The following is a 22659-nucleotide window of genomic DNA, read 5'->3' as shown; positions in this document are numbered from 1 at the left end:
CGTTTTTACTAGTAAGATTTTGTTATTATATCGTATTAAAATTATCGATTTATCGATTTTTTGATCAGTAATTTAAGACTCAGTCAGAAAAAACGTTTTCGTGAATAAACCTTTTATTCATAGAGGTTTACGAACTTTTTTTGTATGTTTGAAAGAAAGGCAAAGTTATAAATTAATTCATTCGAGATATGATTACAAACACATCATTAGAATACAAAGGCGATTTATATCCATCAAAAATTGTCTCTTATGAACATGAAGGAGATTCGATTTTCTTTAATACAGATAATAAAGTAATCTTAAAAGTCACCATTCTTCGTGATAGTTTAATTCGTTTTCGTTTTACTACAAAAGGATATTTTAGCAATGACTTTTCTTATGCTATTGATAAAACACAGCTTCATGGTTATAATTTTTTGGAAGTTACAGAAGAAGAAACATACTATCAAATTAGAACTAGCAAGGTAAAATGTAAAATTCAGAAAGCTGATGTACGTCTTTCAATTTACGATTTAAATGATTTTCTAATTCTTGAAGATGAACTTGGTTTTCATTGGGAAGAAAGCTATGAATACGGTGGAAATATCGTAAAAATGAGCAAATATTCTAAAGATGGCGAATGTTATTACGGACTTGGCGATAAAGCCACTCAAATGAATCTTAAAGGTAAAAGACTCGAAAATTTTGCCACAGATCAATATGCTTATCAAAAAGACCAAGATCCTCTTTATAAAGTAGTTCCGTTTTATATTGGCCTTCATAATAAACAATCTTACGGGATTTTCTTCGACAATACATTTAGGACTTTCTTTGACTTTTGTCAGGAAAGAAGAAATGTAACTAGTTTTTGGGCAGAAGGAGGCGAAATGAATTATTATTTCGTTTACGGTCCGCAAATGCAAGATGTTGTAACTACTTACACTGATTTGACAGGAAAACCAGAATTACCACCACTTTGGGTTTTAGGATATCATCAATGTAAATGGAGTTATTATCCTGAAAGTAAGGTAAAAGAAATTACATCAAAATTTAGGGAGCTTCAAATTCCATGCGATGCTATTTATCTGGATATTGATTATATGGAGGGATTTAGATGTTTTACTTGGAATAAAAACTATTTTCCAGATCCGAAAAGAATGGTTGCTGAACTAGCTGAAGATGGTTTTAAAACAGTTGTCATTATAGATCCTGGAATTAAAATTGATAAAGATTATTGGGTTTATAAAGAAGCTCTAGAAAAAGATTATTTCTGTAAAAGAGCCGATGGACCTTATATGAAAGGAAAAGTTTGGCCAGGAGAATGTAATTTTCCTGATTACACAAATCCTGTAGTTAGAGAATGGTGGGCAGGATTATTTAAAGAATTAGTTGCAGATATTGGAGTTAAAGGAGTTTGGAATGATATGAACGAACCTGCAGTAATGGAAGTTCCAAATAAGACTTTCCCGATAGATGTTCGTCATATTTATGATGGAAATCCTTGCAGTCATAGAAAAGCTCATAATATCTACGGAACACAAATGGCAAGAGCAACTTATCATGGTGTTAAGCGATTTGCATATCCAAAACGTCCATTTGTAATTACGAGATCAGCATATTCTGGAGCGCAACGCTATACTTCTTCTTGGACAGGTGATAATGTCGCAACTTGGGAACATCTTTGGCTAGCTAATATTCAGGTACAGAGAATGTCAATTTCAGGAATGGGATTTACAGGTTCTGATATTGGAGGATTTGCAGAACAGCCAACAGGCGAATTATATGCTCGCTGGATTCAGTTAGGTGTTTTTCATCCGTTTTGTAGAACGCATTCATCTGGAGATCACGGAAATCAAGAACCTTGGGCTTTTGATGAAGAAGTAATTAATATCACTAGAAAATTTGTTAGTCTTCGTTATCAATTATTGCCTTATTTATATACAATGTTTTGGCAGTATATTGAAGAAGGAATTCCGATGCTGAAACCTTTGGTTTACTTCGATCAAGATGATACACAAACGCATTATCGTAATGATGAATTCATTTTCGGAAATCAGATTTTAGTTTGCCCAATACTTGAACCTAATGCTGTAGGTAGACGTATGTATATTCCTAGAGGTGAGTGGTATAACTATTGGACAAATGAGCTATTTATAGGTGGAAGAGAAATCTGGGTTGATACCAAATTTGATGAGATTCCAGTCTTTGTAAAAGCAGGTGCAATTATTCCGAAATACCCGGTTCAACAATATGTTGGTGAGTTAGAATTTGATGAATTAACGCTTGATGTTTATTTCAAAAATGGTAAAGAACAGTCAGCAGTTTATGAAGATGCACAAGATGGTTATGATTATAAAAAAGGACGTTACAGCTTCTTGTCATTAAGAAATATCGGAAAAGAAAAAGAATTGATTATCCAGCTCCATAAAGAAGGAAAATACATAACTCCTTATACAAAATACAAAATCAACTTAATTGGTTTGCCATTTAAAGTTTCTGAGATTGAAATCGACAACGAAAAAATTGAATTTGATAAAGTTAGCTTTGAGAAGAATAATTTCTTAATCATTGATAAAGAGTTTAATGAACTTCATATTGTTGGGGAATAGTTTAATTCTGATATTTTTTTTCCTAATTGTATAAAATATTTTATTTTTTTAATTGTATTTTTGATATAAAAATAGCGTGAATTATGAAAAAATATGTGTTTTTAGGAATTTTTGGAGCGCTTGTTATAGCATGTGCAACAAATCCAATTACAGGAAAACAAAATTTGAATTTTGTTTCAAATAGTGAACTATTTCCATCTTCATTCCAGCAATACAGTCAATTTTTATCAGAGAATAAAGTGATAACTGGAACAGCAGATGCAAAACGCGTAGAAACTGTTGGTTATAAAATTAAAGCGGCAGCAGAGAAGTATCTGAATTATTTAGGACAATCTCAATATTTAAAAGATTATCGTTGGGAATATAAACTTGTTGATAATAAAGAAGTAAATGCTTGGTGTCTTCCTGGAGGAAAAATTGTGGTTTATTCTGGTATTTTGCCAATTACGCAAGACGAAGCAGGTTTAGCAACTGTAATGGGACACGAGGTTTCTCACGCACTTGCAAATCATGGCGCACAAAGAATGTCTGCAGCACAATTGCAGCAAATAGGAGGTGTAGCCCTTGATGCAGCAACAAGCAATAAATCCGAATCAACGAGACAAATATTTTCTCAAGCTTACGGAATTGGTTCTGAAGTGGGAGTAATGCTTCCATTTAGCAGAAGTAATGAAAGCGAAGCAGATAAAATAGGTTTAACTCTAATGGCAATTGCAGGATATAATCCAGACGACGCTGTTACTTTCTGGAGTAGGATGGCAGCTAAATCTGGCGGATCTGGAACTCCTGAGTTTATGAGTACGCACCCGTCTGATGCAACAAGAATTGCAAATATTAAAGCTTTAATTCCTGAAGCAAAAGCGATTGCTCTTAAAGTTGGAACAATAAAATAAGACAAACTTATTTTTATATAATGCAAAAAAGCTATTCGATTTCGAGTAGCTTTTTTCTTTCAGGAAGAGTTGATGATTTAATAATGCACGAATTGAATAATTTCTATCCGATTATGATAAAAATTAGATAAATTCGTAGCCTATTAATAAAATCATTTCTATGAAAAAACTTCAAAAAGGAGATAAGAAGCTCTTAAATGCTTGGGCATTTTACGATTGGGCTAACTCAGTTTATACCTTAACAATTGCTTCTGCTGTATTTCCAATTTTCTATGAAGCTTTATTTTCCGATCGTGATCATTATATTGATGTTTTCGGAATGCATCTTAAAAATTCGGCTTTAATTAGTTTTATTACGGCTGCAGCATTTTTAGTTGTTTCATTTATTTCCCCACTATTATCAGGAATCGCCGATTATGTTGGAAATAAAAAATCCTTTATGAAGTTTTTCTGTTACATGGGGGCTTTGTCATGTATGGGATTGTATTGGTTTGATTTGGATAATATTTATGTTGGTTTATTATTTTACTTTTTAGGATTATTAGGTTTCTGGGGAAGCTTAGTTTTTTATAATTCTTATCTTCCTGATATTGCATTTGAAGATCAACAGGATAAAATTAGTGCAAAAGGATATTCTTTAGGATATATAGGAAGTGTGATTTTGCTTATTATAAATTTAGCAATGATCATGAAACCAAAACTTTTTGGTATTACCGGTACAGATGGAGAAGCTGCAATGAAAGCAATGCGTTATTCGTTTGTAATGGTCGGAGTATGGTGGATTCTTTTCAGTCAATATACTTATTACTATTTACCAAACGGAAGTAGAGAAACAACTCAGAAACTAACTAAAAATGTTATCTTTAACGGATTTAAAGAGCTTAAAAAGGTTTGGGGAGCTTTACAGAATATTACACCATTAAAACGTTATTTAGGAGGTTTTTTTGTTTCTAGTATGGCAGTACAAACCGTAATGTTGGTTGCTACATATTTTGGAGCTCAGGAAATTCAATGGTCTTCAAAAGAAGAAAGTACAATTGGTTTAATTATTTGTATTTTACTTATACAATTAGTAGCTGTTTTGGGAGCAATTTTAACTTCCAGAGCTTCTGCAAAATGGGGAAATATTCCAACATTAATTGTTATCAATACTTTATGGGCTGTTTTCTGTGCTTTGGCATTCTTTATTACACTTCCATTGCATTTTTACATTATGGCAACCGTAATTGGTTTAGTAATGGGAGGAATTCAGGCTTTATCAAGATCTACGTATTCGAAATTACTTCCAGAAACAGAAGACACGACTTCATTTTTTAGTTTTTATGATGTTGCTGAAAAAATCGGAATTGTAATTGGAATGTGTGTTTACGGAATTATAGATCAAATTACTGGAAGCCCGCGTGCGGCAATTGTAATTTTAGCAATTTTCTTTATTACAGCAATCTTCCTTCTTAGAAGAGTACATAAAAAAGACGTTTCAAATTAATTGAAACGCCTTTAAAATAGCCAAATTACGAATTGCAATAATTATTACTTGATTGATGATAGTTTTGTAATTCGTGATTTTTTTTTCTTCTATAATTAGCTTTTTGAAATGCTTCCTGATCCTGAAACTTTTACATCTTTCTTCTCAGGATTTCCAATATATCTTATGTTTCCAGAGCCTGAAACTCTTGCAGTTAAACTTTCGTTACAAGAAACTTTACTATTTCCAGAACCTGAAACATTTGCTTCAACAATTTTTGATTTTAAATCTGCAGCATCGATGTCGCCCGAACCAGAAAGTTTTGTCGAAAAATTATCAGCAGTTCCTTTTAAGTGTACATTTCCAGAACCACTTACGTTTAATTCCAAATTATTAGCATCAACTGGTAAAGTAAAATTTCCAGAGCCAGATAATTTCACGACAAATTTGTCATTTTTAATTACGTCTTTTGACTGAATGTTTCCTGAACCAGATAAACTCAATTCAGATATTTTTTCAAAAGGAATTGTAATCTGAATATTTTTAGTTGGTTTTATATTCGTAAATTTTTCAACATAAATTTTTAGCGAATTATCCTCAACTTCAACTTTAATTGCAGATAATAAATTCTCTTCACCTTTTAAAGTTATTTTTCCCTCTTTTCCAGCAACCAAATCCACATCGAAAAAGCCTGAAATTCTAATTCCGTCATAATCTCCAGTTGTTCTGGTTTCTGTTACAACATTTCCGTTTCCTTTTAATTTGTTATTGTCTTGCGCATTAATAGTGCTGTTTATGAAAAGCACCGATAATGCTAATAGTAAAATTGATTTTTTCATTGTTTTGATTTTTAGATGATTAATTTTTTGTTAGCGAAATATTTCCGTAGTTCGAATTAATATTGATTTTATTCTGGCCTTTTTTCTTGTAGAAGCCAGCAATTCTTTTGCTGTTGTTTTTGACTTCAGAAACAGAAATATCTAAAGTATTGTCATGTTTGATATTCGAATATCTTGCAGAAATATCAAAGTCAAAAGCATAATTTGGTACATAGCCAATCGAAATGTCTGTATACCCGGAATTTATGTTGATATTTCCAGCTTTTTCATTCATTGTTTCAATTTTGATTTTACTATAATTAGTATCATAGCTAAAATTGCTTGAGATTTCTCCAATAATAATCGTTAAATAATTTCCTGAACCGCTTAAAGAATTGACTTTATCAAATTTAAGAGTCCCATAATTGCAATCCATTTTGATGTTTTGGCCATCTAAAAGATTAACATCTGTATAATTTGCACTTAGATTTAAATTTCCAGAATCACTAATTTTAAGGCCAGAATATCTAGCATCAACGTTTCCTGTTTTTATGTAATCAATACTTGAATTTTGGCAATATTGAATTGAAACTTGATTGTTAGTTCCATTTAATTTTCCTAAAACAACTTTTCCATATTTGCAGTCAATTTCTGTTGAAGATTCTGCATTTGGAACAAAAATATTACCGTATTTATTGGCCAATTTAACAGATCCATTTTTTGGAATTTTAATAACATAATTAATTTCAAAACTGTTATTGCTTCCTTTACTTTTAAGGTTAGAACTTCCAAGTTTAGTAACTGCAGAAACTAATCCTTTTAGTGCAGTTATATCTACATCAATGCTATTTAATCGTTCGTTAACCCAATTTTCATTTGGTCCGTTCACTTTTATGGTTATATCCAGATCAATTTTATCTTCGTCCCAAGTTGTCACAGTGATATTTCCGTATTTATTATCAACATCGATTCCTGCGTTCGAGTTTACGATATAAGTTTTCTTTATGTTTTTTTGCTTTGTTATAAAAGTATCATCATTTGAAAATCCTAAAAAAGGAATCAAAAGAAATAAGATTAGTAAGTTATAGTGTTTTTTCATTAGAGGTGTTTTTTAGTTTTTCATTGTCTTCAATTCTTTTCAAAACGGTTTGTAAAAAAGAAATACGCGTTTGAAGATTGTTTATCATTGCATAAATAATCTGTTTGTTCTCGCCATTTTTCTGCAATTCATTTATGATTTTTTGATAATCAGCATCAAAAGTTTTCATCTGACTCAAGGCGTCATTAATGATCTGCTCATTTTCGGGCGAACTTTTTTCTTTTAATTTAACCAGTTCGTTATCAATCAAAATATTGAAAATAGAATCGGTACGTTTAGTTTCTTTAGAGGCAAATTTGAATTCTTGTGGTTTTTCATTTTTGTAAAAAAGAGATATTCCAATCATTAATACAATTGAAGCGGCAATAGCCGTTACGAACCAATATTTTTTCTTAGGTTCTTTCTTTTCTAATTTTTGCAGAAAATCCATTTGATGGTCAGGCTTTAATTCCTGAATATCCCATTGGTTTTCAAATCTGTTGAATAATTCGTCTAAATTGTCTTTTTCATTTTTCATAATTCCAATTCATTTTATATCTCTTCCAATTTTTTTCTCAAACTGTCTTTTGCTCTGCTCAAAGTCGTTCTGCAATTTGCATAAGTAATGTTTAAAATTTCGCAGATTTCTTCTTGATCATAACCTTCAATGTAAAAAAGCGTCAACACCATTCTGTAATTGTCTTTTAGCTGTAGAATGGTATCTAAAACCTGTTTTACTTTTAGACTGTTTAAGTCAATATTTTCAGAAATAATTCCGTCATTTTCTTCAATTTTATAAAGCTGTTTACTAATATCTTCTACTTGAAAAGAGTTGTTTTTTTTATAAAAATCGATACTATAATTGATGATTATTTTTTTTAACCATGCTCCAAAAGCCACTTCTTGTTTATAGTCATTGATTTTTGTAAAAGCTTTTAAGAAACCTTCTTGCATGACGTCTTGTGCAAAATGTTCGTCTTTTACAATACGAAAAGCCACATTATACATCGCTTTACAATAGCGATTGTATATTTCAAACTGCGCTTTCTGGTTGTTGTTTTTACAAAGCGCAATTAGATCTTCGATATTTTGGTTTTTTATATTCAAGTAGTGGCTTTTGGTTTTTAATATAGACTTGGCTTTTTTTGGTTTGTTACAGTTTTGATAAAAAAATAAAAAATATTTTTTGATTTTACGTAATGCCGTAAGGTATAATACATTCATTGCTATAATTTCACATAAAATTTTAATACCAAAAACAAATTCAATTATGAGAAAACTAAACAAATGCTTTACTATCCTGTTTGTTATGACAGGATTTATGTTAACTTCATGCAGTAGTGATTCTGGTGAAACGGCTGGCGAATCAACAGGCGATTACTGGCCTTCTAAAGTAGGAAATCAATGGATTTTTGATCAAGATGGATCTGAAAGCACAATAAAAATTCTAAGCTCATCAAATAAAGATGGCAATACATATTATAAATTTAATCAGCTATTTGGAGGAAATGATGAAATTTCTGGTACAGCAGGCGCTTCATTAAAAAAGGTTAAAGGAGATTATTATGTAAGTATTGATGAAGTTACTTATGATGCAGAAGGAATAACTGGTAAAATGACTGGTTATGAATTCATCTTTTTTAAAGATTATCTAGAAGTTAATCAAACTTGGACAGGAAGTTATTCTCAAGAAACAACTTTTAACATAGCTAATTTTCCAGCTATTAAAATGACTGTAAATTATACAGGAACTATTTTAGAAAAAGGAACAAGTATAAAAGTGAAAGAGGTTACTTATGATAATGTTGTTAAATTTAAATTTCATTTGGATGCTTCAATGCAAGGACAAACATCTTCATCTGATTCTTACTATTGGATCGCTAAAGATGTTGGAATCGTTAAATTTGAAACATCAGGAAGTACTTCAGAATTAGTTTCATATTCTGTAAAATAATTCTAAAAAATACATTTTTAAAACCCGAAAATTCTTTTTCGGGTTTTTTATTTTCTAAACTGTACAATCAATTATTTTTCTAAAAATACTTAATTCGAATTATTTGTACTTTAAGTTTGTTTTGGCATAATGATTGTCTATTTTTATGCCCTATCTTGTAATTGAAATACGAAACGTGTTTTCAGTAAAAACTACAATAAGTCATACTCTTTTTACAGATAGTATAAAATTTTTAATGACAAAACGACTTATATTTTATTATGTCAAACCATAAAATACTTACTATTGACAATCTGTCACTTCAAGAATTTGACTCAGAGGCAGAATTAATTCCATTATTGACGCCGGAAGACGAGGAGGAAATGAATAATGAAGAGCTTCCTATTTCGCTTCCAATTTTACCTTTACGCAATACTGTTTTATTTCCTGGGGTTGTAATTCCAATTTCTGCTGGAAGAGATAAATCTATTAAATTGATTAATGATGCAAATGCTGGTGGTAAAATCATTGGTGTTGTATCTCAAATTAATGAAGAAGACGAAGATCCATCAAAAGACGATATTCATAAAATAGGAACTGTAGCACGTATTTTACGTGTTTTAAAAATGCCTGACGGGAATGTAACGGTTATCCTTCAAGGAAAAAAACGCTTCGAAATCGACGAAGTTGTTTTAGAAGAACCTTACATGACAGCAACTATTAAAGAAGTTGCAGAAGAGCGTCCTGAAGAAAATGATTCTGAATTTACCGCTATTTTAGATTCTGTAAAAGAATTAGCGATTCAGATTATAAAAGAAAGTCCAAATATTCCGTCTGAAGCTACATTTGCAATTAAAAACATTGAAAGCCAATCGTTTTTAATCAATTTTGTTTCTTCAAATATGAATTTATCTGTAAAAGAGAAACAAGGACTTTTATCGATAAATGGATTAAAAGAACGCGCTTTAGAAACTTTGCGTTATATGAATGTCGAACTTCAAAAATTAGAATTGAAGAATGATATTCAGTCAAAAGTTCGTTTTGACTTAGACCAGCAACAAAGAGAATATTTCCTTCACCAACAAATGAAAACCATCCAAGAAGAATTGGGTGGCGTTTCTCAGGAAGAGGAAATGGATGAAATGGGTCAGAAAGCGAAAACTAAAAAATGGGACGAAAAAACGCAGAAACATTTCGAGAAAGAATTATCTAAAATGCGCCGTATGAATCCACAATCTCCCGATTTTGGAATTCAGCGCAATTATTTAGAACTGTTTTTAGAATTGCCTTGGGGTGAATATTCTAAAGATAAATTCGATTTGAAACACGCCCAGAAAATATTAGATAAAGATCATTTTGGACTTGATGAAGTTAAGAAAAGAATGATTGAACATTTGGCAGTTTTAAAATTGCGAAATGACATGAAATCACCAATTATATGTTTAACAGGGCCTCCAGGAGTTGGTAAAACTTCTATCGGTCGTTCTGTGGCAGAAGCTTTAGGTCGTGAATATGTTCGTATTTCTTTAGGAGGTTTACGTGACGAAGCAGAAATTCGCGGACATAGAAAAACCTATATTGGAGCAATGCCTGGACGTATTATTCAAAGTTTGAAAAAAGCTGGAACATCAAATCCTGTATTTATTTTAGATGAGATTGATAAATTATCAAATGGTAATAGTGGCGATCCATCTTCAGCTTTATTAGAAGTTTTAGATCCGGAGCAAAACAGTGCTTTTTACGATAATTTCCTTGAAATGGGATATGACTTGTCTAAAGTAATGTTTATTGCGACTTCAAATAATATGGCGGCGATCCAGCCTGCGTTGCGAGACAGAATGGAAGTAATCAAAATGTCAGGCTATACAATTGAAGAAAAAGTTGAAATTGCTAAAAGACATTTATTTCCAAAACAATTAGAAGCTCACGGGTTAACTGCAAAAGATTTGATTATTGGTAAAAAACAATTAGAAAAAATCGTTGAAGGCTATACTAGAGAATCTGGTGTTCGTAATTTAGAAACTAAAATTGCTCAGGTAATTAGAAATGCAGCAAAATCTGTTGCAATGGAGGAGGAGTACAACAAAAAAGTTACAGATGAAGATATTGTAGCTATTTTAGGAGTGCCAAGATTAGAGCGTGATAAATATGAAAATAATGATGTTGCGGGTGTTGTAACTGGTTTGGCTTGGACAAGTGTTGGAGGTGATATTTTATTTATTGAATCTTTGATTTCTGAAGGAAAAGGAGCTTTGACTATTACAGGAAATTTAGGAACTGTAATGAAAGAATCTGCAACTATTGCCTTAGAATATATTAAGGCAAATGCTAAGAAATTAGGCATTAGCACAGATCTTTTCCAAAAATACAATATTCACTTACACGTTCCAGAAGGTGCAACTCCAAAAGATGGACCAAGTGCCGGTATTGCAATGCTGACATCTTTAGTTTCTCTTTTGACTCAAAAGAAAGTTAAGAAAAGCCTTGCTATGACAGGCGAAATCACTCTTAGAGGAAAAGTATTGCCTGTTGGCGGTATTAAAGAGAAAATTTTAGCTGCAAAAAGAGCAGGTATTAAGGAGATTATTTTATGTCATGAAAACAAAAGCGACATCGATGAAATTAAAGAAGAATATTTAGAAGGTTTGACTTTTCATTATGTGAAAGAAATGAGCGAAGTATTGGCGCTAGCTTTGACAGATCAAAAAGTTAAAAACGCTAAAGAACTAAAATAAGTTTTTAAAACTTCAAATTATAAAAATCCAAATTCCAATTTACCGATTGGGATTTGGATTTTTTTTTGTTTTTACATTTAGAATTTTAGTTTTCAAACTTGATATAAATATTAGATTTCATATAGTTATAAAAATTATTTTTTAAGTTATATAATTTTATCTTTGTATTTGCGTTATTCCCATATTGGAGCGCCCAAAACAAAATGCTTAAGAAAGTTATTTTATTTTTTACAATTTTAATTTGTTCGTTTTCTTTCGGACAAGTTGGGGGGCGTTACACCTATCAATTTTTAAATTTAACTACTTCACCAAGGCAGGCGGCGTTAGGAGGGGATATTATTACAATATATGATGAAGATGTTAATCAAGCTATGTCTAATCCAGCACTTATAAACGCAGACATGGACAATCACTTGGCAATGAATTATGGAAGTTATTACGGAGAGGCATCTTACGGTACAGCTTCGTATGCTTATACTTATGACAGGCATTATCAAACTTTTTATGCCGGTGTTACTTATGTGAACTATGGTACATTTGAGGGTTATGATGAAAATGGCCAAGCTACATCAAACTTTAGTGGAAGCGAAGGTGCGCTTTCTTTCGGATATGCCTACAATGTTCCTTATACTAATTTTTTTATTGGTGCTAGCGGTAAGTTAATTACTTCTTCATTAGAAACTTACAATTCAATAGGAGGCGCAGTCGATTTAGGTTTTTTATATCTAATTGAAGAGAAAAATTTAAATTTTGGATTGGTATTTCGCAACATTGGTACGCAGTTTACTACATACTCAGGAATCAAAGAGAATTTACCGTTTGAAATCGTTGCAGGTATTTCTCAAGAATTAGAACACGTGCCTATTCGCTGGCATCTTACATTAGAGAATCTTCAGCAATGGGATATTTCTTTTTCTAACCCCGTTCGTGGCGAAACTAACATTGATGGATCAACAAGTCCAGAGAAAGTTTCTTTTCTAAACAATACTTTAAGACACGTTGCATTTGGTGTGGAACTTTTTCCTAAAAAGGCATTTAATTTTCGAATAGGATATAATTTCAGAAGAGGAGAAGAGTTACGAGTAGATGAACAGCGTAATTTTTCAGGAGTTTCATTAGGTTTCGGTTTAAAATTAAACAAGTTAAGATTTAACTATTCGTATTCGAGATATACTTTGGCGGCCAACACCAGCCTTTTTGGTCTAACATTAAATTTTCAATAAATACATGAAACTATTTTATTTGGTTTTGTTTGTGACTGTAAGTTTTTTTTCTAGTTCAAAACTTGCTTTCAAAGAAGAGGATGATGCTATTTCTACAATAGAAATGGAACGAATTAACAGTAGAATTGCTGATATAAAAAACATGATTAGTATTGATTCTAAATACAATCAAAAGATTGCTTTTCTTATTGACATGAAAGTTCCTTCTGGGAAAAATCGCTTTTTTGTTTACGATTTACAAAAAAATGAAGTTGTAGATCAAGGTCTTGTCGCTCATGGTTCGGGTTCTGAAACAGGTGTGAAGGGAATTCTAAAATTTAGCAATATGCCTAATTCTAATTGCACTGCATTAGGAAGGTATTCAGTAGGCAAAACATACAAAGGTATTTTTGGAAAAGCATACAGATTGGCTGGTTTAGAGGAAACTAATAATAATGCTTTGAAAAGAGCAATTGTACTTCATCATTATTCTACAGTTCCTTATGATGAGCAAGATTATTATATCAGTAATAGTCACGGATGTCCAATGGTTAATGAGCAATTCTTCAAAAGAATAGAAAAAATAATTGATGGCTCAAAATCGAATATCATTATGGATATTTACTATTAAAAAGAACTTCTTAGTTAGAAATAATAAATAAAACTTTTTATTGTCGAAATGATTTATTTTCGATGATAAAAAGTTTTTTTAAGTTCATTAGTTAATGAGAAATTAAATAATATTTCATTATTAATATAGGTGTTCCAAATAAAAATAAAGATGGCTACATTTGTAGAAGTTTTGGCGACGCTTTTGTTATTAATCGAATAAGCGGTCATTAAAAAGAATAAAAATTTAAAAATAAAGAATTGAAAAAAATTACCATTGCAATCGACGGATTTTCATCTACAGGCAAAAGCACTCTTGCAAAACAATTAGCAAAAGAACTGGAATATGTTTATGTAGATACTGGTGCTATGTATCGTGCTGTAGCTTATTTTGCTATGCAGCATAATTTTATAGGAGCTGATTTTTTTGATAAAAATGCTCTTATTGAAAATTTGTCTAAAATTCAGTTAGAATTTAAATTCAATCCCGATTTAGGTTTTGCTGAAATGTATTTAAATGGTGATAATGTTGAAAAACAAATTAGAACTATCGAAGTTTCTAATTTTGTTAGTAAAGTTGCTGCTGTATCAGAGGTTCGTGCTAAATTAGTAGAACAACAGCAAGAAATGGGGAAAAACAAAGCTATTGTTATGGATGGAAGAGATATTGGAACTGTTGTTTTTCCGGATGCAGAACTTAAAATATTCATGACCGCTAGTGCAGAAACTCGAGCTCAAAGACGTTTTGATGAATTACAGCAAAAAGGGGACAATGTTTCTTATGAAGAAGTCTTGAAAAATGTTGTTGAAAGAGATCATATGGATACGCATCGAGAGGATTCTCCTTTAGTAATTGCTGATGATGCAATTGAGATCGATAATTCTTACTTAAATAAAGAAGAACAATTTGCAGCTGTTCTAGAATTAGTGAATGATGTTGTTAAAACAGCGTAATTTTTTGCAGATTTCATTTTAAATGGTAGTTTTACCGCTTCATTTTTACTAAAGACAAATTTATTATATGGGGATTAAAAACAGATTGATCTTAATGAGCTTTCTTCAATTTTTTGTTTGGGGAGCTTGGCTTATAACAATTGGAAATTATTGGTTTGGCACTAAAAACTGGGAAGGAACTCAATTTGGATTGGTTTTTGGAACAATGGGAATCGCTTCTCTTTTTATGCCTACACTTACAGGTATTATCGCCGACAGATGGGTAAATGCCGAAAAGCTTTACGGAGTCCTTCATATTTTATATGCTGCAGTTTTGTTCGGAATTGCGCAAGTTACAACACCAGACACCTTTATTATTGTAATGCTTTTGGCAATGTGCTGTTATATGCCAACAATTGCTTTGAGTAACTCTATTTCTTATACTTCGCTTAAATTAAACAATAAAAACATCGTTAAAGATTTTCCGCCAATTCGAGTTTGGGGAACAATTGGTTTTATTGTTGCAATGTGGATTACTAATTTAAGTGGAAGCAAAGCAACTGAATATCAGTTTTATATTGCTGGAATAGGTGCTTTAATTCTTGGGATTTATGCTTTTACTTTACCAAAATGTGAACCACAGCGCTTGATTAAAGAAAATGCTACTTGGATTGAAACATTTGGATTAGAGTCTTTTAAATTGTTTGCAAATTATAAAATGGCTTTGTTTTTTGTTTTTTCTATGTTTTTAGGAGGGGCGCTTCAGTTGACAAATGCTTATGGAGATGTATTTTTAGATGAATTTAAACATTTTCCAAAATATGCAGATTCATTTGTAATCCAATATTCTACTATTATTATGTCAATTTCTCAGGTTTCTGAAACGCTGTTTATCTTGGCAATTCCGTTTTTCTTAAGACGTTTCGGAATCAAACAAGTTATGTTGATTAGTATGCTGGCTTGGGTTTTACGTTTTGGATTATTTGCTTTTGGAGACCCTATAAGCGGATTGTGGATGATTATCTTGTCTTGTATTGTTTACGGAATGGCATTTGATTTCTTTAATATTTCAGGTTCTTTATTCGTAGAAAGCAATACCGATTCTAAAATTCGTTCTTCCGCACAAGGTTTGTTTATGATGATGACAAATGGAGTAGGAGCTGTTTTAGGAAGTTTAACTTCGGGTTGGGCAATTGATCGTTTCTTTACAAAATCGTTTCATACAACTACAGAATTAGCTGGATTTTTACAAACGGATTCTTCAAATGAGTTAATGGCTAAATTTGTGACAGGCCAAGGAAATTCAATTTCGCCTGAAGGTATTTTTGCAAACCCGGTTTTAATGAAAGATTGGCATACAATCTGGTTGTCATTTGCTATTTATGCCTTGGTGATTGCAATTGCTTTTGCTGTTTTGTTTAAGCATAAACATGATCCGAAGGAGATTGAGAATTTAAGTCATTAATTATCAGGTAATGATTGAAGATAAAAATCAATTAATAAATAAACTTTTTAAATCAAGTGCTGTAAATTCAATTATCCTTGAAAGAAAAGTTTTTGAATCTTTAAGTGAAAGAAAATGGCAAGTATCTCATTCTCCATATTATATTGATTTTGATTCTAAGAAACATCAAGAAATTGATGTTGTTGCTAGTAAGTATTGGAATGTTAAAGATGATTTTAGTTGTAGGGTTAACTTGCTAATAGAATGTAAGTCTTTAAAAGATTATCATATCATTGTTGATAATAAGAGAAACTCTAAGCGTTATGAATTAAAGGATTTTTGGATAGGTAATGATAATATATTTCATTATCAAAAGATTCGAAAATTGTTGAAAAAAGCTAAGATTAGCGAAAATGATATAAATACTATAATTAAAAAACTAGATTTATATTGTTCTCCAGATGGAATTGTTTATAGAAATGCAAATTATATATTTAATGCATTCAAGATTGATGCTTATAATGTTTTTAGAGAAACAAATATTGCTAATACTAAAGATATTGATAATTCTGTAATCTGGAAATGTCAACAAAGTTTGTCAAGTTGTATATCTTCAATTGAAGAGATGTTTTGGGCCGATATTGATTACTCTATTAAAAGAATTAAAAATGATTCATTATTTAATTCAAGTAATTTAGTAGAAGAAATCGTTTGTGATTTAATTGATGATGCAAAACATAAAGAGATTGTACATCCTGTAATTGTTGTTGAGTCAAATCTTTGGGAGTTAAATTCCGATGGGCTAGGTAAACTTAATTATTTTAGATTATGTTTCCAGCAGTTAAGAGATACTGAATTATGGGTAGATATAGTTCATGTTGATCATTTAGATGAATATTTTGAAAATTTAAAAATATATGATGATTTTATAAAAAACATAAAATAGGATCTATAAAGCCCGACAAGTTTTTAAAACCTGTCGGGTTTTCGTTTCTAAAGATCTTATGAAAACTAAAAGTTCTAATCTAGCCCCGATAGAGCGGATATCCTTTTATGGCAGGGTTTGCCATAAAAGATAGGAGCGAAAGCGGGACAAAAAGGTTTGAAAAACCATAAATCTTCTGCTTCTTAACAAAATGACTGATAATCAATACTGAATTATTTTGTAAGTCCAAATATTTGTAGTAATTTTGCAAACCTTTTGGCAGAGAAGAGTTTCCATTAGGTATCAACCATTTATGTAAAACAACTTCTGTATTTTCTATCGCATAGAGAAACTCGAGAAAAACAGAATACAAATTTTTTTATCAGCATGTCTGAACAAACAAAATCACAAGAAGAGTTTTTAGCAAATTTTAACTGGCACAACTTCCAAGAAGGAATCGATGCAGTAGATGAAAAAAACTTACAAGAGTTTGAGGAACTAGTATCAAAAACTTTCATCGCTACAGATCAAGAAGAAGTAGTTGAAGGAGTTGTAGTTAGAATTACAGATAGAGACGTTATCGTTGATATCAATGCTAAATCTGAAGGTGTTATTTCTTTAAACGAATTTCGTTACAACCCTAATTTAAAAGTAGGTGACAAAGTAGAAGTATTAATCGACATCCGTGAGGATAAAACAGGTCAATTAGTATTATCTCACAGAAAAGCACGTACTATCAAATCTTGGGATAGAGTTATTGCAGCTAATGAAACTGGAGAAATCGTTAACGGTTTTGTTAAATGTAGAACTAAAGGAGGTATGATTGTTGACGTATTCGGTATCGAAGCGTTCTTACCTGGATCTCAAATTGACGTTAAGCCAATTAGAGACTACGATGTATATGTAAACAAAATGATGGAATTCAAAGTGGTAAAAATCAACCACGAATTCAAAAACGTAGTTGTATCTCATAAAGCTCTTATCGAGGCTGATATTGAAGTACAGAAAAAAGAGATCATCGGTCAATTACAAAAAGGACAAGTATTAGAAGGTGTTGTTAAAAACATTACTTCTTATGGTGTGTTCATTGACTTAGGTGGTGTTGACGGATTAATTCACATTACTGACCTTTCTTGGAGTAGAATCAACCACCCAAGTGAAGTTCTTGAATTAGACCAAAAATTAAACGTTGTAATCCTTGATTTCGATGATGAGAAAACAAGAATTCAATTAGGATTGAAACAATTAAACGCTCACCCATGGGATGCTTTAGATGCTAACTTAACTGTTGGTGATAAAGTTAAAGGTAAAGTAGTTGTAATCGCTGATTACGGTGCATTTATCGAAGTTGCTGAAGGTGTTGAAGGTTTAATCCACGTTTCTGAAATGTCATGGTCAACTCACTTACGTTCTGCTCAGGACTTCGTGAAAGTTGGAGATGTTGTTGAAGCAGTTATCTTAACTCTTGATAGAGACGATCGTAAGATGTCATTAGGTATCAAACAATTGACTCAAGATCCATGGACTGACATTACTTCTAAATACCCAGTAGGTTCTAAACATACAGGTATCGTTAGAAACTTTACAAACTTTGGTATTTTCGTAGAATTAGAAGAAGGAATTGATGGATTAATCTACATTTCTGACCTTTCTTGGACTAAGAAAATTAAACACCCATCTGAGTTTGTAAACGTTGGTGAAAAACTTGATGTTGTAGTATTAGAATTGGATGTTGAAGGACGTAAATTATCTTTAGGTCACAAACAAACTACTGCTAATCCTTGGGATCAATACGAAGATTCTTTCGCTGTAGGAACTATCCACAACGGTGAGATTTCTGAAATCGTTGACAAAGGAGCTACTGTAGAATTCGGAGATGATATCGTTGCTTTCATTCCTACTCGTCACCTTGAAAAAGAAGACGGAAAGAAATTGAAAAAAGGTGATACTGCTGATTTCAAAGTAATTGAATTCAACAAAGAATTCAAAAGAGTAGTTGCTTCTCACACTGCTATCTTCAGAGAAGAAGAAGAGAAAAACGTGAAAGCTGCTGCTGAAACTACTGCATCTGCATCTACAAACGCACCAGCAGCGACTTTAGGTGATAACAATGATGTATTAGCTGCTTTAAAAGCTAAAATGGAAAAAACTGAGAAAAAATAATTCTTAGATTTTTTATAAATAGAAAGTCCCACAGCAATGTGGGACTTTTTTTATGTTTCAGGTTTCAAGTTTTTCCTCAATTGTCAGTTCGAGCGGAGTCGAGAACTTTTTGAAAACAATATTTACTTAGTATTAATTTGATGCTAACAATTTTGATTCTTCTCCACTAAATTCATCAACTATTGTATAGGTTTCAATATTGGCAACTTTCATTAGATCGAGTATGTTTACTAAATTACCGTAGTTTGATTTTTTACTCGGCTTTATTATTACAATTACACCATTCATTGGTTTTCCTACTGAAATCATATAGTCATGAACTTCTTTCTTTTTACGGAATACTTCTTGGTTGATTTCATTTTTCTCAGATTTAAATTCCTTTGGCGTTTCCATTGGAAATTCTAATATTCCAGAATAAGTTATTATTTTATCGTTGTCGTCTAATAATATGGTATAGACCCGATGAGCTTTGATACATGCATGACTCCATCTGCATACATCTTTTTCAGGTAAAGCGAGATCCATTGCTTTTGATTTCGATAGTTCCCCAACAACCATAAAAAATATAATAAGTAAGAAAGAAACACTAACCATTGCGGTTAAATCTACTCTTGAATTTAACTTTCTGCTTCTAACTTTTTTAGGTAGGTTTTTCATGTATCTTGATTTAAGTTAAAGAATTATTTTGAAGCCAATAATTTTGCTTCTTCTGGCGTAAAATCATTTACAATTGCATATGTACTTATATCTGCAATAGCCATTTCATCCAAAATGTCAACCAGATTTTTAAAGTTGCTTTTTTTGCTTGGTTTAATAATAACAACCATTCCTCTTCCAGGTCTTCCTATTTGAGCAGAATAATTGAGCATCTTTTTATTTTGTTTTAAAAGCTCTTGCCTGATTCCATTTTTTCCATATTCTAACTTTTTCGGAGCAATTTTTGGCACTTCCAATAATCCCATATAGCAGATTAATTTGTTGTCATCTCCAAGTAAAATTGTATAAGATCTATTTTCACCACAGCCACCTGTCCATCCACATGTATAGGCATCATAATCTGGTAAACTTAAATCCATAACTTTAGATTTTCGTAACTCGAGAGCGACCATAAAAAATATAATCAGCAAAAAAGAAACGCTAACCATTGCAGTTAAATCTACTCTTGAATTTAACTTTCTACTTCTAACTTTTTGAGGTAAATTTTTCATATGCTTTTTGATTAAGAAACAATTTATATTAATTAGAGGCTAGCAATTTTGATTCTTCTGCAGTAAAATCATCAACTATTGAATAGGTTTCAATTTTAGCAATTTTCATTTCATCTACTATATTTACTAAACTGCCATAGTTCGAGTGCTTACTCGGCTTTATAATAACAATTACTCCACTCATTGGTTTTCCTTCAGAAATCATATAATCGTGAACTTCTTTCTTTTTGCGGAACACCTCTTGTCTTATCTCATTTTTTTGAAATTTAAACTCTTTTGGTTTCTCCAATGGAAATTCTAATAAACCTGAATAAGTAATCATTTTACCATTTTTATCTAACAATATTGTAAAAAGTTGATCAGCTTTAAAACATCCAATATTCTCTAGACATGCATATTTCTCTGGTAAATACAAATTCATTTTTGGAGGTTTTGATAATTCGTTAACAACCATAAAAAATGAAATAAGTAAAAAAGAAACACTAACCATTGCAGTTAAATCAACTCTTGAATTTGATTTTCTATCTCTAAATTTTTGAGCTAAATTTTTCATAATTGATGTTTTTTGTTTTTAAATTTAACAATAAAATAAATGCAAAAAGTAAATATTTTAGATTTTTTTTGAAGAAATATTAAATTACGTTAATGCCTTGTTTTGCTGGAAATTTAAAAGAAAATCTGCGCTTTTTTACATAAGATTAGTTTCAAGCGAAAACCAAAACAACTTTATCCCCGTAAATGAGCTTATAACTTAAAATCATTAAATATGAAAACTAGAAAATTTTTAGCTCTTGCTGTTTTAGCTTTAGGATTTGCATTTACATCAAATGCTCAAAAATCAGTTATGGTTGGTGGCGCAGCGATGTATCCAAATAAAAACATAATTGAAAACGCCGTTAATTCAAAGGATCATACAACATTGGTTGCTGCAGTAAAAGCAGCTGATTTGGTTGAAACTTTACAAGGAAAAGGACCATTCACCGTTTTTGCCCCAACAAATGCAGCCTTTGATAAATTGCCAAAGGGAACTGTAGAAACATTATTGAAACCAGAAAACAAAAAGAAACTTCAAACGATCTTAACCTATCATGTTGTAAGTGGCAAACTGAATTCGAATAATATTGCAGATGCAATTAAAGAAGGAAAAGGAAAAGCGTCTCTTAAAACGGTTAGTGGCGGAACATTAACCGCATGGATGAAAGGAAAAGATTTATATATCAGTGATGAAAATGGAAACAAAGCAAAAGTTACAATTTCTGATGTAAATCAGTCAAATGGTGTGATACATGTAATTGATGCTGTGCTGCTTCCGAAAAAATAAATAAAATCTCCAGAATAGTTTGCCTACAATAAAAAGTCCTTTAGATTTTCTAGAGGGCTTTTTTATAAAAATCTATCTTTTACTATGTATAAAATTGAAAAGGTATTGATAGCAAACAAAAAGACAAGAACAGATCTATCCATTACCGCACCTTGTGCTAAACAGAAGAAATCTATAACGAAAATTAAAATTATTAAAGTGTATTTTATTTGCTCTTTTAATGTAAGCATGTTTTTTGTGAGAAAGTAGAAAATAGTACTGCAAATCAAAACAAAAATCTCAGAAGCAAATAACAAATAAAGTATAATAGTTAGATTTCTTAAGTCACCAATTCCATCAGTTTTAAGCCAGAATAATAACCAGATTAGAATAGAAATGAAAAATATTCCGTTTGTAACTTTAATGAATTGCAGAAAATTATTTTTCATTTGGGATAGTTATTTTTTCGCGGTTAATGTACTTCCTGCAGAAGCAATTATAACACAAACTACAGCCAAAATTTCGTTGAAATTCAAATTTTCATGAAGGAAAATAAAAGCACAAATAGAAGCGGCAGCAGGTTCTAAGCTCATTAAAATACTAAAAGTACGTGGAGGAAGCTGACCTAAAGCTTTCATCTCTAATGTAAACGGAATTGCACTTGATAACAGCGCAAGAGCAATACCCATTCCGAAAAGTTTTGGAGTAAGATTGGTTAAGCCATTTTCTAGAAAGCCAAATGGTAAAACTAAAAGCGCTGCAAACAACATTCCCGTTGAAACGGCATCACCATCATTCATTATTTGAGAAATCTTTCCGCCTAAAACTATATAAGTACTCCAAAATGCTCCAGCTAAAAGCGCACAGATAATTCCTATCGGATTCAAACTATCATTTGTCCAAGGAGCAATTAGTAAAATTCCTATTGCGGCCAATAAAACCCAGCAATAATCAACTAAACGTTTTGAACCCGCTATTGCTAATAGTAAAGGACCAACAAATTCTAGTGTTACAGCAAGTCCGATTGGGATTTTTTCTATAGCGAAGTAAAAAATCAAATTCATTGCGCCTAGAGACAGGCCATACGGAATTACAATTTTCCATTGTTTTGCTGTTACAGCCTTAAAATTAGGTCTGTAAGCTAATAATAAAATTAATGCAGAAACGCCAATTCGTATAGATGCTGTGTCTGCCGCGCCAATTGCAGGAAATAAAGTTTTTGCAATTGCTGCTCCACATTGCACACTTATAATTGCTAATAATACCGCAGGAACAGGAGGTAGGCTGATTTCTCTGTTTTTCATAAAAAGTAAGACAGAATCATAAAACGCTTAATTTCTGTCGGATAAATAAAAATGTATTCTA

General features: G+C 31.5%; 21 protein-coding genes. 12 read left to right on the top strand and 9 right to left on the bottom strand.

Annotated elements, in window-relative coordinates; all coding sequences use genetic code 11:
- Window positions 1–188: 188 nt before the first annotated feature.
- The 3 genes from V6624_RS17050 to V6624_RS17040 all read left to right on the top strand — a co-directional run bounded on the left by V6624_RS17050 (window position 189) and on the right by V6624_RS17040 (window position 4967).
- A complete protein-coding gene (locus V6624_RS17050) occupies window positions 189–2588 on the top strand; it encodes a glycoside hydrolase family 31 protein (protein ID WP_338839490.1) in 2400 nt (799 codons plus the stop codon).
- 83 nt (window positions 2589–2671) lie between these two features.
- On the top strand, window positions 2672–3481 hold the full coding sequence (locus tag V6624_RS17045; RefSeq protein WP_111284056.1) for a M48 family metallopeptidase: 810 nt from the start codon (window positions 2672–2674) through the stop codon (window positions 3479–3481).
- A gap of 160 nt (window positions 3482–3641) precedes the next feature.
- Window positions 3642–4967 (top strand): MFS transporter, encoded by a 1326-nt coding sequence (locus tag V6624_RS17040; protein ID WP_111284054.1) that lies wholly within the window; start codon window positions 3642–3644, stop codon window positions 4965–4967.
- Between the two features lie 95 nt (window positions 4968–5062).
- On the opposite strand, the gene V6624_RS17035 is transcribed toward V6624_RS17040, so the two are convergent.
- The 4 genes from V6624_RS17035 to V6624_RS17020 are packed head-to-tail and all read right to left on the bottom strand — an operon-like array spanning window position 5063 to window position 7949.
- Window positions 5063–5785: a head GIN domain-containing protein gene (locus V6624_RS17035; protein ID WP_111284052.1), complete on the bottom strand. Its 723-nt coding sequence runs from the start codon at window positions 5783–5785 to the stop codon at window positions 5063–5065.
- Window positions 5786–5804: 19 nt separating this feature from the next.
- Window positions 5805–6863 carry a hypothetical protein gene (locus V6624_RS17030; protein WP_111284050.1) on the bottom strand — a complete coding sequence of 353 codons (1059 nt, stop codon included), beginning with the start codon at window positions 6861–6863 and terminating at the stop codon, window positions 5805–5807.
- Window positions 6847–7380 (bottom strand): anti-sigma factor, encoded by a 534-nt coding sequence (locus tag V6624_RS17025; protein ID WP_338839489.1) that lies wholly within the window; start codon window positions 7378–7380, stop codon window positions 6847–6849. The genes V6624_RS17030 and V6624_RS17025 overlap by 17 nt, the downstream gene beginning before the upstream one ends.
- Before the next feature lie 14 nt (window positions 7381–7394).
- Window positions 7395–7949, bottom strand: coding sequence for a sigma-70 family RNA polymerase sigma factor (locus tag V6624_RS17020; RefSeq protein ID WP_338839488.1), 555 nt, complete (start codon window positions 7947–7949; stop codon window positions 7395–7397).
- A 163-nt stretch (window positions 7950–8112) separates the two neighbouring features.
- On the opposite strand from V6624_RS17020, the gene V6624_RS17015 reads away from it, so the two are divergent.
- From V6624_RS17015 to rpsA, 8 genes are all read left to right on the top strand, one after another.
- Window positions 8113–8796 carry a hypothetical protein gene (locus V6624_RS17015; protein ID WP_111284046.1) on the top strand — a complete coding sequence of 228 codons (684 nt, stop codon included), beginning with the start codon at window positions 8113–8115 and terminating at the stop codon, window positions 8794–8796.
- Between the two features lie 260 nt (window positions 8797–9056).
- Window positions 9057–11510, top strand: coding sequence for an endopeptidase La (gene lon, locus V6624_RS17010; RefSeq protein ID WP_111284044.1), 2454 nt, complete (start codon window positions 9057–9059; stop codon window positions 11508–11510).
- Between the two features lie 203 nt (window positions 11511–11713).
- Window positions 11714–12733 carry a type IX secretion system protein PorQ gene (gene porQ / locus V6624_RS17005; protein WP_111284042.1) on the top strand — a complete coding sequence of 340 codons (1020 nt, stop codon included), beginning with the start codon at window positions 11714–11716 and terminating at the stop codon, window positions 12731–12733.
- A 4-nt stretch (window positions 12734–12737) separates the two neighbouring features.
- Window positions 12738–13343, top strand: a complete 606-nt coding sequence (locus V6624_RS17000; protein ID WP_338839487.1) for a murein L,D-transpeptidase catalytic domain-containing protein — start codon at window positions 12738–12740, stop codon at window positions 13341–13343.
- A gap of 239 nt (window positions 13344–13582) precedes the next feature.
- On the top strand, window positions 13583–14275 hold the full coding sequence (gene cmk / locus V6624_RS16995) for a (d)CMP kinase (protein WP_111284038.1): 693 nt from the start codon (window positions 13583–13585) through the stop codon (window positions 14273–14275).
- Between the two features lie 67 nt (window positions 14276–14342).
- Window positions 14343–15719 (top strand): nucleoside permease, encoded by a 1377-nt coding sequence (locus tag V6624_RS16990; RefSeq protein WP_111284036.1) that lies wholly within the window; start codon window positions 14343–14345, stop codon window positions 15717–15719.
- Window positions 15720–15729: 10 nt separating this feature from the next.
- The gene (locus tag V6624_RS16985; protein ID WP_338839486.1) at window positions 15730–16644 is read left to right on the top strand and encodes a hypothetical protein; all 915 of its coding nucleotides are present in this window, start codon (window positions 15730–15732) and stop codon (window positions 16642–16644) included.
- Window positions 16645–17010: 366 nt separating this feature from the next.
- Window positions 17011–18786, top strand: coding sequence for a 30S ribosomal protein S1 (rpsA, locus tag V6624_RS16980; RefSeq protein WP_026728756.1), 1776 nt, complete (start codon window positions 17011–17013; stop codon window positions 18784–18786).
- 132 nt (window positions 18787–18918) lie between these two features.
- Here rpsA and V6624_RS16975 read toward each other — a convergent pair whose 3' ends face one another.
- Genes V6624_RS16975 through V6624_RS16965 form a run of 3 tightly spaced genes read right to left on the bottom strand, consistent with a single transcriptional unit; the run spans window position 18919 to window position 20547 of the window.
- Window positions 18919–19443: an ExbD/TolR family protein gene (locus V6624_RS16975; protein ID WP_111284032.1), complete on the bottom strand. Its 525-nt coding sequence runs from the start codon at window positions 19441–19443 to the stop codon at window positions 18919–18921.
- Window positions 19444–19466: 23 nt separating this feature from the next.
- Window positions 19467–19994 carry an ExbD/TolR family protein gene (locus V6624_RS16970; protein WP_111284030.1) on the bottom strand — a complete coding sequence of 176 codons (528 nt, stop codon included), beginning with the start codon at window positions 19992–19994 and terminating at the stop codon, window positions 19467–19469.
- Window positions 19995–20022: 28 nt separating this feature from the next.
- A complete protein-coding gene (locus V6624_RS16965; protein ID WP_338839485.1) occupies window positions 20023–20547 on the bottom strand; it encodes an ExbD/TolR family protein in 525 nt (174 codons plus the stop codon).
- Between the two features lie 213 nt (window positions 20548–20760).
- Between V6624_RS16965 and V6624_RS16960 the strand changes: the two genes are divergently transcribed.
- Entirely contained in the window at window positions 20761–21315 is a 555-nt protein-coding gene (locus V6624_RS16960; protein ID WP_338839484.1) for a fasciclin domain-containing protein, read from the top strand.
- A gap of 62 nt (window positions 21316–21377) precedes the next feature.
- Here the strand turns inward: V6624_RS16960 and V6624_RS16955 are convergent, their stop codons facing one another.
- Together V6624_RS16955 and V6624_RS16950 are read right to left on the bottom strand one after the other, a co-directional pair.
- Entirely contained in the window at window positions 21378–21743 is a 366-nt protein-coding gene (locus tag V6624_RS16955; RefSeq protein WP_338839483.1) for a hypothetical protein, read from the bottom strand.
- 9 nt (window positions 21744–21752) lie between these two features.
- Complete coding sequence (locus tag V6624_RS16950) at window positions 21753–22598, bottom strand: DMT family transporter (RefSeq protein ID WP_338839482.1); 846 nt, start codon at window positions 22596–22598, stop codon at window positions 21753–21755.
- Window positions 22599–22659 lie beyond the last annotated feature (61 nt).

Origin of the sequence: Flavobacterium ginsenosidimutans, assembly GCF_037478105.1 — a bacterium.
GTDB classification, from domain to species: domain Bacteria; phylum Bacteroidota; class Bacteroidia; order Flavobacteriales; family Flavobacteriaceae; genus Flavobacterium; species Flavobacterium ginsenosidimutans.
Note: the sequence above shows the minus strand (reverse complement) of the source record. Positions and strands in the feature narration are given on the sequence as shown.

What these genes read in the sequence shown, in the direction of transcription:
- V6624_RS17050 (WP_338839490.1), top strand. Translation starts at nt 189, where the DNA reads ATGATTACAAACACATCATTAGAATACAAAGGCGATTTATATCCATCA.
- V6624_RS17045 (WP_111284056.1), top strand. Translation starts at nt 2,672, where the DNA reads ATGAAAAAATATGTGTTTTTAGGAATTTTTGGAGCGCTTGTTATAGCA.
- V6624_RS17040 (WP_111284054.1), top strand. Translation starts at nt 3,642, where the DNA reads ATGAAAAAACTTCAAAAAGGAGATAAGAAGCTCTTAAATGCTTGGGCA.
- V6624_RS17035 (WP_111284052.1), bottom strand. Translation starts at nt 5,785, where the DNA reads ATGAAAAAATCAATTTTACTATTAGCATTATCGGTGCTTTTCATAAAC.
- V6624_RS17030 (WP_111284050.1), bottom strand. Translation starts at nt 6,863, where the DNA reads ATGAAAAAACACTATAACTTACTAATCTTATTTCTTTTGATTCCTTTT.
- V6624_RS17025 (WP_338839489.1), bottom strand. Translation starts at nt 7,380, where the DNA reads ATGAAAAATGAAAAAGACAATTTAGACGAATTATTCAACAGATTTGAA.
- V6624_RS17015 (WP_111284046.1), top strand. Translation starts at nt 8,113, where the DNA reads ATGAGAAAACTAAACAAATGCTTTACTATCCTGTTTGTTATGACAGGA.
- lon (WP_111284044.1), top strand. Translation starts at nt 9,057, where the DNA reads ATGTCAAACCATAAAATACTTACTATTGACAATCTGTCACTTCAAGAA.
- porQ (WP_111284042.1), top strand. Translation starts at nt 11,714, where the DNA reads ATGCTTAAGAAAGTTATTTTATTTTTTACAATTTTAATTTGTTCGTTT.
- V6624_RS17000 (WP_338839487.1), top strand. Translation starts at nt 12,738, where the DNA reads ATGAAACTATTTTATTTGGTTTTGTTTGTGACTGTAAGTTTTTTTTCT.
- V6624_RS16990 (WP_111284036.1), top strand. Translation starts at nt 14,343, where the DNA reads ATGGGGATTAAAAACAGATTGATCTTAATGAGCTTTCTTCAATTTTTT.
- V6624_RS16985 (WP_338839486.1), top strand. Translation starts at nt 15,730, where the DNA reads ATGATTGAAGATAAAAATCAATTAATAAATAAACTTTTTAAATCAAGT.
- rpsA (WP_026728756.1), top strand. Translation starts at nt 17,011, where the DNA reads ATGTCTGAACAAACAAAATCACAAGAAGAGTTTTTAGCAAATTTTAAC.
- V6624_RS16975 (WP_111284032.1), bottom strand. Translation starts at nt 19,443, where the DNA reads ATGAAAAACCTACCTAAAAAAGTTAGAAGCAGAAAGTTAAATTCAAGA.
- V6624_RS16970 (WP_111284030.1), bottom strand. Translation starts at nt 19,994, where the DNA reads ATGAAAAATTTACCTCAAAAAGTTAGAAGTAGAAAGTTAAATTCAAGA.
- V6624_RS16965 (WP_338839485.1), bottom strand. Translation starts at nt 20,547, where the DNA reads ATGAAAAATTTAGCTCAAAAATTTAGAGATAGAAAATCAAATTCAAGA.
- V6624_RS16960 (WP_338839484.1), top strand. Translation starts at nt 20,761, where the DNA reads ATGAAAACTAGAAAATTTTTAGCTCTTGCTGTTTTAGCTTTAGGATTT.
- V6624_RS16955 (WP_338839483.1), bottom strand. Translation starts at nt 21,743, where the DNA reads ATGAAAAATAATTTTCTGCAATTCATTAAAGTTACAAACGGAATATTT.
- V6624_RS16950 (WP_338839482.1), bottom strand. Translation starts at nt 22,598, where the DNA reads ATGAAAAACAGAGAAATCAGCCTACCTCCTGTTCCTGCGGTATTATTA.